Source organism: Micromonospora sp. DT178, assembly GCF_049841695.1.
GTDB lineage: Bacteria > Actinomycetota > Actinomycetes > Mycobacteriales > Micromonosporaceae > Micromonospora.
The window spans coordinates 1-11861 of sequence record NZ_JBNCKV010000029.1 but is presented as its reverse complement, the minus strand read 5'-3'; the positions used below and the strand labels follow the sequence as shown (position 1 = coordinate 11861).

The 11861-nt window shown below is 65.0% G+C and carries 12 protein-coding genes and 1 pseudogene; 9 read left to right on the top strand and 4 right to left on the bottom strand.

Annotated features, from left to right (window positions below; translation table 11 throughout):
- Positions 1-65: 65 nt before the first annotated feature.
- On the bottom strand, positions 66-470 hold the full coding sequence (locus tag ACLQ22_RS30885; protein ID WP_425695414.1) for a hypothetical protein: 405 nt from the start codon (positions 468-470) through the stop codon (positions 66-68).
- Positions 471-869: 399 nt separating this feature from the next.
- On the opposite strand from ACLQ22_RS30885, the gene ACLQ22_RS30880 reads away from it, so the two are divergent.
- Positions 870-1712 carry an SGNH/GDSL hydrolase family protein gene (locus ACLQ22_RS30880; RefSeq protein WP_425695413.1) on the top strand — a complete coding sequence of 281 codons (843 nt, stop codon included), beginning with the start codon at positions 870-872 and terminating at the stop codon, positions 1710-1712.
- A 600-nt stretch (positions 1713-2312) separates the two neighbouring features.
- Here ACLQ22_RS30880 and ACLQ22_RS30875 read toward each other — a convergent pair.
- The gene (locus ACLQ22_RS30875; RefSeq protein ID WP_327030197.1) at positions 2313-2531 is read right to left on the bottom strand and encodes a flavin reductase; all 219 of its coding nucleotides are present in this window, start codon (positions 2529-2531) and stop codon (positions 2313-2315) included.
- A gap of 375 nt (positions 2532-2906) precedes the next feature.
- Between ACLQ22_RS30875 and ACLQ22_RS30870 the strand changes: the two genes are divergently transcribed.
- The 5 genes from ACLQ22_RS30870 to ACLQ22_RS30850 all read left to right on the top strand — a co-directional run bounded on the left by ACLQ22_RS30870 (position 2907) and on the right by ACLQ22_RS30850 (position 7880).
- The gene (locus ACLQ22_RS30870; RefSeq protein WP_069088172.1) at positions 2907-3308 is read left to right on the top strand and encodes a winged helix-turn-helix domain-containing protein; all 402 of its coding nucleotides are present in this window, start codon (positions 2907-2909) and stop codon (positions 3306-3308) included.
- Positions 3309-4909: 1601 nt separating this feature from the next.
- Positions 4910-5677, top strand: coding sequence for a DUF3800 domain-containing protein (locus ACLQ22_RS30865; RefSeq protein ID WP_425695412.1), 768 nt, complete (start codon positions 4910-4912; stop codon positions 5675-5677).
- A gap of 552 nt (positions 5678-6229) precedes the next feature.
- Positions 6230-6871, top strand: coding sequence for a hypothetical protein (locus ACLQ22_RS30860; RefSeq protein WP_425695411.1), 642 nt, complete (start codon positions 6230-6232; stop codon positions 6869-6871).
- A 308-nt stretch (positions 6872-7179) separates the two neighbouring features.
- A complete protein-coding gene (locus ACLQ22_RS30855; RefSeq protein ID WP_425695410.1) occupies positions 7180-7437 on the top strand; it encodes a hypothetical protein in 258 nt (85 codons plus the stop codon).
- A gap of 305 nt (positions 7438-7742) precedes the next feature.
- Entirely contained in the window at positions 7743-7880 is a 138-nt protein-coding gene (locus ACLQ22_RS30850; protein ID WP_425695409.1) for a hypothetical protein, read from the top strand.
- Positions 7881-8160: 280 nt separating this feature from the next.
- Here ACLQ22_RS30850 and ACLQ22_RS30845 read toward each other — a convergent pair whose 3' ends face one another.
- Positions 8161-8376, bottom strand: coding sequence for a hypothetical protein (locus ACLQ22_RS30845; RefSeq protein WP_425695408.1), 216 nt, complete (start codon positions 8374-8376; stop codon positions 8161-8163).
- Between the two features lie 154 nt (positions 8377-8530).
- On the bottom strand, positions 8531-9103 hold the full coding sequence (locus ACLQ22_RS30840) for a hypothetical protein (RefSeq protein ID WP_425695407.1): 573 nt from the start codon (positions 9101-9103) through the stop codon (positions 8531-8533).
- 608 nt (positions 9104-9711) lie between these two features.
- Here ACLQ22_RS30840 and ACLQ22_RS30835 point away from each other — a divergent pair.
- From ACLQ22_RS30835 to ACLQ22_RS30825, 3 genes and pseudogenes are all read left to right on the top strand, one after another.
- A complete protein-coding gene (locus ACLQ22_RS30835; RefSeq protein ID WP_425695406.1) occupies positions 9712-10224 on the top strand; it encodes a hypothetical protein in 513 nt (170 codons plus the stop codon).
- Between the two features lie 635 nt (positions 10225-10859).
- Positions 10860-10994 (top strand): annotated as a pseudogene (locus tag ACLQ22_RS30830) (IS256 family transposase); the annotation flags it as partial.
- Between the two features lie 117 nt (positions 10995-11111).
- Positions 11112-11426, top strand: a complete 315-nt coding sequence (locus ACLQ22_RS30825) for a hypothetical protein (RefSeq protein ID WP_425695405.1) — start codon at positions 11112-11114, stop codon at positions 11424-11426.
- Positions 11427-11861 lie beyond the last annotated feature (435 nt).

Here is an 11861-nt window from a genome sequence, read left to right as displayed (position 1 = left end):
GCGCAACGCCGTTCCCTCAGCGAGCGGGCACACCTGGACGCAGTACGCCCAGGTCACGACTTGTGTCAGTCGAATTTCGGGCGCAGCGCTTCGCGCATCTCCCTAAAGTTGGCCGGCTTCACCGCCCAGCGTTCCTCGTCCGAGTCCTCGAACGTCACCTGGTACCTGCCGGTCGTCCGGTCGAACTGCACGAGGATCTTCACGGGCAGCAGATCACCGGGCTCGTAGTGGCTCCCCAAGTACGCCTGGACCGCCGATTCGATGCTCGACCAGCCACAGGACACGGCCGTGATGACGCCATCCGGCGAGTACGCGTACCCGTGCGCGCTGCGATAGCCCTCGCCGAACTCCAGGATCATCGCCAGCGACTCCCAGCCCTTCACAGGCCCGCGCATCTCCCTGGCCAACGACGGTCCGTCCATGGCCTCGATCAACGACCGGATGAGATCGACGGTGACGTCCTTCGACATGGTTCTCCTCGGATTCAGGTCCAGACGGTGGGCAAGACCCTGCCACGAGGTCACGCGTTCCTGACGCTCCGGTCGACCAGATGCGTCAACGACTCGCCCGCCTCGCGGAGCCGTCCTGCCAGTGGACCGGCTTTGTATCGCAGAGATCGACCGCCGGGGGTACCGGGGTTACCGCCGGTCCAGCCCGTTCGGCTCACCCGTGACCAGCCCGAGGAAGCCGACGGCCGGGGCGGGACACGCCCGGTTGGCGTCGTTTCCGTAACACGGCCCAACGATCGCCATCGACTGCTGGCAGCGATGATCGTCTAGTTCTACGCTCGCGGGTGACAATCGCTGCCCGCCCCGGACCAGCGGTTCGGCCGACGGCGGCAAGCCTTTCGACCACCTTCCGGAGCCCATGTGATCTCTCACCGGACCCTCCTCTCCAGTGTCGCGGCAGTGGTGACCGCCGCGATCCTGGCCCCGCCGGCCGCGGTGGCGGCAGTGCCCTCGAGCGCGCGGATGGTCGCGCTCGGCGACTCCATCACCCGGGCGGCCGTCGCCGACGGGACCCAGAACGCCCAGCCGCAGAACTCCTGGTCCACCGGCACCAGTACGGCGGTCAACTCGCACCTGCGGCGCCTGGAGGCGTACGGGGTCGACATGACCGGCGGCAACTACGCCAAGGGCGGCGAACGCTCGGTCCACCTGGCCACCCAGGCGACCAACGCCCTCGCCAACGCCAACGCCGACTACGTGACCATCCTGATCGGCGGGAACGACATCTGCTACGCCTCGACCCCGTCGGGCACCACCCCGCCGGACGCCTTCGAGGCAAACGTGCGTAAGGCGCTCGACATCATCAGGGCCAAGAACCCGAACACCCGGGTGCTGTTGGCCTCGGTGCCGAGCATGATGTCGCTCTACCGGATCGGCCAGCAGAACTTCCTGATCCGGACGCGCTGGAACCTGATCGGCATCTGCGAGGTCATGCTGGCCAACCCGACCGACACCTCGTCCGCCGCGAACGCGCGGCGCGCCGCAGTGGAGGCACGGGTCGACGAGTACAACCAGCGGCTGGCCAAGCTCGCCGCGGAGCGGGCCAACGTGTTCTACGACAACGGCGCGGTGCACAACGCCGCGTTCACGGCGTCGGACCTGTCGGTCCTCGACGGCTTCCACCCGTCGATCAGTGGGCAGAACAAGATCGCCCAGGTCGCCTGGGACGAGGCCGTCCGACAGGGCGTCTTCGACGTCGACTGAGTCGCGTGACCCGTGGGTGTCGGCTGGCCGGCACCCACGGGTCGGCCAGCCGCCCCGGAGGGTCGGTTCGTGTCCCACCCGGAGGGATCCGGTCAGGCCCGCCGAGACCGAGTACGTGGTGAACCGCGCCGCGCGCAGTCTGGTCACCCGGCAGGCTGGCTCGGTGGTCGGACCGGTACTTCCGGCACCGCCACTTGCACCAAGATCGGAGTTGAGTTGTGCCCTGATTGTGCCCGATGATCTTCGTCCGGCGTTCTCACAGCTCCGAGGCGGTTTGTGGTGGGCCGCCAGGGACTCGAACCCTGAACCTATGGATTGCCGGCGAGCCGGTTGGATCGTGTGTCGTTCGAGGTTGTCCGGCCTGTTGACGCGCATCTCGGTCCGGTTCGGCTGGCACGGTTGCTGTACTTCGCTGCTGTACTGCTGGCGTCAGACGAGGCGCTGGATGCGGACCTTGGGCTGCTCGTTTCTGAGGTGGCCTTCCTTGTGTTGGCGGACCTGCTCGTCCCAGACCTCCTGGTCGTAGTCGGGGGTCTGGCGGGATCCACTTGTGGGAGCCGTCGCTGTAGTGGAACTTCTCGTCGCCGGGTCGCAGGATGCTCATCGGGTCCAGCCGAGGAATCGGTGGTGCAGGTGGTTGGCGGGGATGTGGGCCAGGTCCTGGGCGGCGTCGACGAGCTGGGCGGCGAGGTAGAGGGCCAACGACACCGGGGCGCGTTCGTACTCGGCTCGCAGCTCGCGCCGCCGGGGCTGGCAGGGCCAGTCGGCACCGCAGTCGCCGCACGCCCAAGCCGGTGTGACCGGAAGGTGTGTCGTCATCGCAGCGTCTTCCGCGCTGCCCGCCACTTCGATGCCGGGGCGCCTTGCCGGTCGTGGTCTGACGGCCAGTGCCCTCTGTTGATCGGGATTCGATGCCTGGTGTGGCAGGGCAGCTCGCCTCCACATCGGCAGACCTTCCGCCATCGCCGCCATGACCAGACCGGCCGGTGCCGTCTGGCGAGAGTGAGCGCGACGGCTACCAAGTACTCCTCGTACGAGACGCGAGGCACCAGGTCTCTCCTCGGGTGTCGGTCAACATCGCGGACAGCACGTTGGGCGGGCCCTCGGTGCAATGCCGCAGGCCACGTCACCGTAATGACGTAGGACTGTAGATACAATAAGATGTAGGGCTGTTGGACGCATAGCGTCAAGTTCGTGATCGACCCCAGTGCGGATCGTGCCGTGTTCCGGCAGCTCGCGGACCTCCTGCGAGACCGGATCACGTCTGGCGACCTAGCGCCCGGGGCATCGCTGCCCAGTGAGCTGCGGTTGGCTCAGGAGTACGGGCTGAGTCGCACGAGCGTCCGACAGGCGGTAGCGCTACTCCGGTCGGAAGGGCTCGTGATCGTGGAACCACCGCGCGGCACGTTCGTCCGCGCCGTCGAGCCGACCGAGACGGTGACGCTCCTCAAGGGCGACACCGCCACCGCTCGGATGCCCACACCCGTCGAGCGACGCGAGCTGGAGATGGGCGAGGGCATCCCGGTCATCGTGATCTTCCGCGCCGACGGCTCACGCGAGCTGTACGCCGCTGACCGCATTCGCGTCGGCCGCTGACGCTGTCCCCAACCGCCAGCGACGCCCGTCGGGGGGATGCGGACCGAAGTTGCCGACTGTTGCCGTCTCCTAGCGGATCATGCTGGCTAGCAGGTGTGGGCCGCTGTCCTTTGGCATCCGGCACCGAGCCGGATCAAGGCTTCTGCTGCCTCCTCGCTGCCTCGCCCCTGCCGGCGGCCCGCCCTACTACTCCTGGGCTTCCGGGCAAGGCCAGTTGCACACCGGCCGGGAGCCTCCCAAGCTAGGGCTTGGTCCCTGGCACCGCGAGGCTCCCGGACTGTACGTCCGGCGGCTCCGCCCGTGCAGAGACCGTGATCCGTTCGACAGCTGCTCCGTTGCTCCCGATCTCAGCAAGCGTGCCCACTGGCCTGACGAGGGACTCAGCAATCTAGGTCCGCCGTTGAGGTCGTTGCTCGTAGCGTACCGTTGATGGGGCCCCCGGTCACAACGGCTTAGGCCCCCCCTCTGGGCCGGTGCCGGTGGTCTTGCGGCCGGAGATACCCCCACCTTCACTCCGGAGGTGGGTAGTTCTGGTGACCGGGAGTATGTGATAGCCCCTAATGATTACCCGTAAATCACTCCTCAGATACCCGCACGCCCGGGCACAGGCGACACGAGTTGGAGGATCCGGCGATGCGACGACCCAGCCCTGACGCGCTGGCAGCGGCCGAAGCCGTAGCCCGCCGCAACAGGTCGCGTGCTGCCCAAGTACGACGACTCTTCGTCCAGCGGCCCGACGTCTCAGCGCCTACTCCCCTCGCCCGGATGATGAGGGGCGGCCGCGGTGGAGCTGTGCGCCTGAAGCTGTACCTTTCAATAATCTGGCTTGCCGCAGCCCCGCCACACGACGTGTCCTACCCGGCTAGGGCTTGGGCAACGCTGCTGGATCTGCCTGACCCTTCCGGCAGGGGAGCAAGACGGATCAACGACGCTGTAGTGTGGCTTGAAGAAAACAGGTTTGTAACCGTCGAAGGCGTTCCCGGCCACCCGAACAGAATTACTCTTCTGGAAGAGACTGGAACAGGACGCAGCTATCGGGTTCCAGGAGCGGCATACAATCGCGCCAAGAGCAGAAGCGCAGAACCCAAAATTCTAGCGAGACACCGATACATTCAGCTTCCACCACATTTCTTCACGAATGGATGGCTCGCAACATTGTCGGCGCCTGCACTATCCATGCTGCTCGTGTTACTCACTGAGCATAGCGGGTCCGCCGCAGGGGAGATATGGTTCAGTCCGAGAGTTGCCGATCAAAGATACTCACTGTCGGAAGACACGCGCAGCGTTGGTCTTGGCGAGTTAAAACGATCAGGACTTGTGACAGTAAGACGCCGGCCCGTCTCTAATGACGTCTTCGAGCTAAGGCGCTTTAGGAACGTCTACCACCTAGACCTGAGCCGACTTGACTCTTTGGCGGAGATGCCCGACCGCGAGCAGCCTGCGCAGGCGCCAGGGCAACAGAATCCGGGGACGCAGGTCTCGCAAGCGAGCTGATGCTTCCCTCGGCTGAGGGGCGATGCTAGATTGCTGACCACAATGGACACTGCCTAGACTAGGAGCGTGCTGTGCCCTCGAAGCCGCCGGCTCACCGACGTCCCTGCATGCTCCACAGAAGCCACCCTACGTCGGTCGCGTTCTTCGATGAGTCTGGCGCCATCTCCAGTGATCGCTTTTTCACGGTGGGCCTCCTTCGCGTTCCCGACCACTCCGCACTACTGAAGCAAGTGAAGCAGCTACGGAAGGCGCACAAATACTGGGAGGAGTTCAAATGGTCCAGCATAAAAGCGTCGAACAAAACTGCGGTGACGGATCTGATTGACTTATTGCTAAGCTCCGCCACTTTCTCGTGCTTCGTAGCGGATCGACACACAGCCGATCCTGTAGCCCGATTCGGTGACACCTTCGCAGCCTACGGAAAGCTAGCGACTCAGCTACTAATAGGCAGCATCCGCCCCTACGAACTCGTGTCAGTCCTCGCGGACAATTACTCAGCGCCGAACCACATCTCGTTCGAGACAACTGTGCGCGAAGAGTGCAACAGACGACTTCAGCGGCTAGCTGTGGTCTCTGTTGTCCAAGTAGATTCGGGTGCAACCGAGGGCCTGCAACTGGTGGACATTCTTACTGGTGCGGTCGCGCATAGCTTTAGAGCCGATTGCGGGCTAGCGAAACACAACAACTTGAAGGGACGAGTTGCGGCGCATCTGAGGGCCGAGTTGGGCATAGTCAGCTTGCAGCAGGGCCACAAGAGCAGAGACTTCGGTGTGAGAGTGTATGAACATCAGAGTTGGTTGGCTTCGCAGGCGAACGTCCCTCAACAGCCATCGCCTGCCCACGACCTGCAATCGAGTCAACTTGACAAGTCTTGACAGAGGCTGCATCCTTGACGCAGGCGCGTGGACTTCGGGTCTGTAGCGCCAGCGGCGACAGCCGCTCCGCGCCTAGTCGCGTGGACTTCGGGTCTGCAGCGACAGCATAGGCACGCAGATGCCCCGAGCCTAGGCTCGGGGCATCTGTCTTTGGGCTCGCCGGTGCGCTGTTCGACCCTCTACAGGCCACGGCTGCCTTGACCGACGGCCATGTCTTCTCGCTAGAGCCTCTTTCGGGATCAAACCGGCGACATCTCGCTTACAAGGCGCTTTCGGCAAAGGTCGCAGCGTCCGCTGGCATCCACCGGGTCCGGCTCGGCGACGGCATCCGTCCGCACTCGTCCAGCGTCGGCCTCCACCGTTGATGTCAACGACTGATGTCAGGCCGCTGCTGTCGGCCCCCCTGCCCACTGAAGGTGGCCCCGCCGGGGGGAGGCGGCCTCAATCTGTCGGCTGCTCACCTAACGTGTGAACTCCCGCCACGCCGAATGCTGCTCGGCACGAGTCGGATGGGCGACCCAAAACAACGGGCCAAACAGCCATGATCACGGCATGAAGCGACACCTCACCGTGCTGGCGACTGCGCTCACACTGCTCGCCGTCGCCGGCTGCGGCGCGGACGGGGAGCCGCAAGCGGCCACCGCGTCGAAGCCGTCTACCGCGACCACCTCGGCCAGTCCGTCCCCTCTGGCCACCCCTTCCCCCTCGCCTCTTGTCAGCACGAGCCCACCGGCGCCGCCGAGCCCCACCCCCGCGTGGACGCCCTGCGACACCAGCCTGGAGCACTACGAAGGCGGCTGCGACGACGACTTCATCGCGGGCGACGCCTGCGACGCCTCATACTCCTCCCACAAGCAGGGCAGCCTGCTCGACGCCTACATTGAGAACAAGACTTTCGTCGACGCGAAGCGGCTGAAGGACTGCCCGCAGTTCCTGCCGACCTGGAAGAAGGCGCAGACCGGCATGGACGAGGGCAGCTTCGAGGTCGGATCCGAAGTCAAGCCCGGCACCTACCAGACCACCGCGCACCTGCTCGACGGCAAGGTGATCGACTGCTACTGGGAGCGCACCGGCGCCAACGGGCGGATCATCGCCAATAATTTCATCACCGCGGCGACGAAGGTCCGGGTGACCATCCGGTCGTCGGACGAGATGTTCACCAGCCGCGGCTGCGGCAACTGGGTGCGGGTCTGACGCCCCTCGACCGCAGGCGCCTGACCGGCACTTCCGCTCCTCGCCTGGCTGCAAGTAGGGCAACCAACCGTCGATCTACGCATTACGAGTCGGTCCCGCCTGCTGGTCCGCCGCCCGGTCCTTCTCCTCGACCTGGCGCCCCAGTCCGCGATCGTCCGCTGCTGCTCGCCGGTTTGGCTGCTCGATTGGCTGCTCGGCGGGCCCGAAGGTTAGTGGCCTTCCCTGCACGAGCCACGGACGGCAGTATGTCCCTTGTGGCCTTAACGACGAGACAACAGCAGGTCCTCCAGGCGCGAGGGGCCCTGATCATGGCAGCCCGCCGCCGCTCGCTGGTGACGTACAAGGAATTGGGCGTAGCGATCGGCATGATTGGCGTGCCTCTCGGTCACCAGATGCCACCAGTACTCGATCAACTCTCGGATCTGTGCATCGCTGCGGGCGAACCCTCGCTAGCAGCCCTGGTAGTCAACGAGAAGACAGGGGCACCGGGCAAGGGTTACGACGACGGCGGCGTTCCGTGGCACAGCTCGGTCCAGGAGGTCTTCCGCTACTGGGCCAAACAGTAGAGATCTCCCCGATCTCGTCCCTGATCGCCGTTGGCGCTCGCCGGCGGGACCTACACGCAACGGGCGCTTGCCGGATCGTCCCCGTGACGTCTCGCTCACAAGGCGGATTCGGCAAAGGCCCCAGTGTCCGCTGACGCCGATGGGCCCGGCTCCAAGACGGCCCCCGTCCACACTCGTCCGACCGCGGCCGCCACCTAGCTTCGCGGGGTGGTTCTATTGCGAATAGTGCAGCAATAGCGATGACGAGTGGACGCAATCTAATTGCGGACTTCATTACGGGAACCGCTACCGGCCACACAAACGCCATGTTCACCATCCGTGAACTCGGCCCAGCCGCCATCAAGCTGCTCCTGCAATTGGGGGAGCGAGAGACCTCGGATTTGACGGCGCGCATGAGACGCGAGAGTAACGGCGAAATTGTCCAGCCGCCGCTCTGGGATTGATGCGTTCGGGTTTGGTCGCCATCCGATGATCTCCTACGGGCCGTCAAGCCGGCGTTTGACCCCCAGGCAACCAACACCGGACGGTGACCTGCGGCTCTGAAGTCGCTGAGCTGCCAGGATGATCCCCCAGTGTCCGCGACAGTCCGCTGGTGTCCGTCCCGATCGTCACCCAAATAGTCACCCATCTGTCTGAGAGACCCCTACATCACACGGGGCGCGAACCCTGGTTGTTGGGCACTCGCCTCACAGGCCGGCCACACCCTTCGCCGGCCTCACCGGCCTAAAGAGCTATTGGGCGGTAGGCGAGCCCCTCGTCGACGACCTCCTTGTCAGACAGATCCGGAGTTCGGTAGAACATGAGGTCGACCCAGTTCGGATTGGGCTTGAGGCGCTCCAGCTCTTGGAAGTACCCATCACCGTCCTTTTCGGATCCGGTCGCCGTTCGTATCAGCCGCACCAGGATGAGGCACCTGGCACGAAGCTCACGCTCTTCCATTGCTCGACTCCCTCCCTGGAACGGCGGTTTGTTCGGTGTGAAGGAACAATCACACGTCGGTGAACTGCGGAAACGGCCGTGCCGAGTTGGCCGAACAGTCCGCCAGCGTCCACCGGTGTTTGTCCCTTCCTGCCTCCGTCGTCACCAGAGTTAGTCACCCAGCGGCCTCCGCTGCTGGCTCGACGTCTGGCAGGTGCCGTCGTCGCAAGTCGATCCGCCGACTGCAGTCAGACAGCCTTTCACGGAGATCTCGTATCCTGTCGGCGATTTCCTCGACGTCTTCAATTGTAAGCTGTCTTTCTGCGCGCCACTTCCGAAATCTGCTTCGGTTGAAGTGGAACGCACTCTCGGGACTCAACCTCGCCCTTTCGGACGGAAGGCACTCTTCATCGTCGCTACCCTCGAAGTAGCAGTCGATTCGCCATGTCGAGTGAGCCACCCAGTTCCGCATATCGCGAAGCTCGGTCATCTCGTTTATCAGGCCAATCATTTCATTACGCTCGCCCTCCCAATGGATGCAGACGAACTGATCAAGCACAACTTTCACGCTCTGCGCTAGCCACTCCCACGACTGGCCTTCGAATAAAATAATGAGACGATCGGTGTATTCGAGTTCAGATAAAGTATTGCGCAGCACTCTTTCTAACTTCGCACTTTCGGAGACAACCCGTCCGATAGCTCGGTAGAGACCTTCAACAAGCTCGGCGTGGGGGGCAATGTCGGCCATGATGTGAGATTGCCACTTGGAGGGCAAAGACTCCACAGACTTGCTCCTGCCATCCCGTCTGCCGTCGACCCGCCCTCTGGGGGAGCGACCCGCCGCCCGACCCGCCATGTCAAGCGGACCTTGACGCAGGTTCGGACGCTGGCGGGTCGGGCGGTGGTCTGCTCGGCTTGCCCGGGTCGATGGCAGGCGGGATGGCCTACCGCAACCACCCACGGACCGCGAGCCGCCGACGGAGCCCCGGCCATCCTGGAGCCGGAGCGCCCCCGCCGGAGGCGCAGTAACCGCAACCCCGAAACCGCCGCCAACTCGCCGACGCGGCCGGCGTGCGCTCCCCTACGCCGCGCGGGCTCGTGGCCGCGCGGCCCGGCCGGCTGCCGGCCCACCACCCGGTCAACCCTGCTGTCGTCATCGGGCGGCCCACCGGGCTACCCGCTCTCCGCGCCAGCCGCCGGGCGTTCTGCGTGGCCGGAGTCGGAGCGCCAGCGCAGCGACGGACACGCGCCCTGGCGGCGGCGCGTGCGGCCCGTCAAGGGCCGCCTTGATAGACGTACAGAAAGTCCTCCCACACCGGCCGGCAGCCGGGCTTCCCGTCGGGGCATGCTGGGCACATGCAGATCCCTTGGCGGAGCAGCCTTGACGCGTTCGCACATATCCTGCGGCGGCATGGCATCGAGCAGGCCTCGGTGACCGACGTGCAGGCGGCATGGAGTGCGTTCGCTGAGTTTCTGCAACTGGACATTGACGGCATCGATCCGACTCCGGACTCCGATGCTGACGGCTTCATCGTCCAGTGGGGCCGACGGTCCTGGAGCGACAACCGTCTGATTCTGACCTTCACCCGGCAGGTCGCCATCGCTGATGTCCGTGATCATGACGACTCTCACGGGCAGCTCGAACTATGGCAGCTCGATTTGGAATTGGCTTTCGACGATGACGCTGATCTGATTGACCTGGACAGCCTTGACGTTCGGGACACAGGGTTCAGGTTTGCTCCCACTGGACCGCTACGCGCCGCCGCGCTGGCGGATACCTGGGCGGAGACGCAACAGCATCCCCCTGTCCGTGCAGCCTGGATCGCGACCCCAGCGAGTAGCGGCTTGTCCTTCGAGTGCGTCTGCTGACACCAAAAACGTAAGGTGGATCAAGCTCGCCAATCCGGTAGGCGCGGTGACGGCGGGTTGACGTGTCGGTACCCGGTGCTACTCTGACGCTCGTCGATTACGCCAGCGCGGCCCTTTGGCCGGACCGCTGGACTCGGCGTCGGAGATTCCGAGCGGCCTTCCTGCCGCTGATGCGGGCTCTGTCCCGCCGGCTCTCGATCGCACCGGCCGCTGTGCCGGTTCCCCGAATCCGCTGAGCGGTCCAGTACGGCGTCTCTGCCGTCCACGATGGCCCGGATTCGCTACACGTCCACGGGTGGGGGCAGCCTGCGGCGACCCACCGGATGCCGACATCCCAGGCGCCCACCCGTGCCGGCCTCATTACCGAGTCCACGAGCGCAAAGGACATGACCTATCGGCGGTAACTGGCGTCACCAGCCAGCCGCCCTCCGGCGTGAGCCGCCCTTCCGGCGGTGCCAGGAGACACGACGAACACCACCAGCGGACAAACGCCCACGGCTGGTGGTGCTTCGTCTTCGTCCCTGCCACCCCGTGAGGAGAGTCGTGTCCACACCCCTCGACCTGTTCCGTCCCGGCGTTGCCAGCGGCCGTGACGCCCAAGCCCTGCACCGTGCCGCCATGCCTGAGTTCTCCGTGCCGAACAGACCGACGAGTGGACCGAAGGACGTCGCTACATGGGCCTGGAACTACTCGCCAAAGCCCGCCTGATCACGATCGACACCGGCCAACACGACACCGACCAGCCCGACGCTGCACCGATCGCCGCATAGCATCAGACCGGATCCCGCGATGGCCGTCTCTTACACCACCAGCGCGGACGTGGCCCTAATCCGCCAGGCTTCGTGCCTTACCCGATCGCTCAAGCGTTGCAGAGTCGCCGCTTATGGATGGATTCCGCTCGGAAGGTCACACCCCTCGACCAGTGGGACGACTTCGTGAATTCGGAAAACAACCGTCCGGCCGGAACGGTTTGCGAGACCTGGCTGCCTGCCTGGTTGCCCGTCGCCACCAACCACGGCGGGGGGAATCTATTCGTGGACCTACGCGGCGGCCCAAAGAACGGCTGCGTGATGGAGTTTTATCGGGCCGGTGACGCATTGGCCCAATGGAAAGATGTGGCGGAGATGCTGGACGACATTGCCGACCGACTGGAGGAAGACGAGGCGGAAATCGATGACTTAGGTCGGATCGACTGGCCGTGATGCCCACGATCGCCCAGCTGCGTTCTCGCAGCCCCGAGATGCCTCGCCATCCCGTGTGCCGTCGACCCGCCCTCCTGGGGAGGGGCCGCCGCCCGGTCCGCCACGTCAAGCGGACCTTGACGCACGGACGGACGCTGCCGGAACAGCCTGAGTCGGTGTCGGCTCTCGTGTCACGGACCGCGCCCCCGGCGGACACCGCCACAGTGGCGCAGTTGACCCAACCTCGCCCGGCACGGACCCGGCTCCCGGGGGTCGGAGCTGGCCGCCGGCGGCCACCCCTCCCCCTCCCAGGTGAGCGGTTGATCTGACCCTGAGCGGCTGTGGAGCCGGCTCCTGGTCGACCGGCACGCCTCGCGGATGGACCCCGTCCCCGCCCCGGCCGGCATACCGTCACCGACACCGGACCAGCTCAACCGGCCGAGTCACCGCCAGCAT

Coding starts and splice junctions, on each gene's coding strand:
- ACLQ22_RS30865 (WP_425695412.1), top strand. CDS start 4,910: ATGCTCCACAGAAGCCACCCTACGTCGGTCGCGTTCTTCGATGAGTCT.
- ACLQ22_RS30845 (WP_425695408.1), bottom strand. CDS start 8,376: ATGGAAGAGCGTGAGCTTCGTGCCAGGTGCCTCATCCTGGTGCGGCTG.
- ACLQ22_RS30885 (WP_425695414.1), bottom strand. CDS start 470: ATGTCGAAGGACGTCACCGTCGATCTCATCCGGTCGTTGATCGAGGCC.
- ACLQ22_RS30840 (WP_425695407.1), bottom strand. CDS start 9,103: ATGGCCGACATTGCCCCCCACGCCGAGCTTGTTGAAGGTCTCTACCGA.
- ACLQ22_RS30835 (WP_425695406.1), top strand. CDS start 9,712: ATGCAGATCCCTTGGCGGAGCAGCCTTGACGCGTTCGCACATATCCTG.
- ACLQ22_RS30875 (WP_327030197.1), bottom strand. CDS start 2,531: ATGACGACACACCTTCCGGTCACACCGGCTTGGGCGTGCGGCGACTGC.
- ACLQ22_RS30860 (WP_425695411.1), top strand. CDS start 6,230: ATGAAGCGACACCTCACCGTGCTGGCGACTGCGCTCACACTGCTCGCC.
- ACLQ22_RS30850 (WP_425695409.1), top strand. CDS start 7,743: ATGTTCACCATCCGTGAACTCGGCCCAGCCGCCATCAAGCTGCTCCTG.
- ACLQ22_RS30825 (WP_425695405.1), top strand. CDS start 11,112: ATGGATTCCGCTCGGAAGGTCACACCCCTCGACCAGTGGGACGACTTC.
- ACLQ22_RS30855 (WP_425695410.1), top strand. CDS start 7,180: ATGGCAGCCCGCCGCCGCTCGCTGGTGACGTACAAGGAATTGGGCGTA.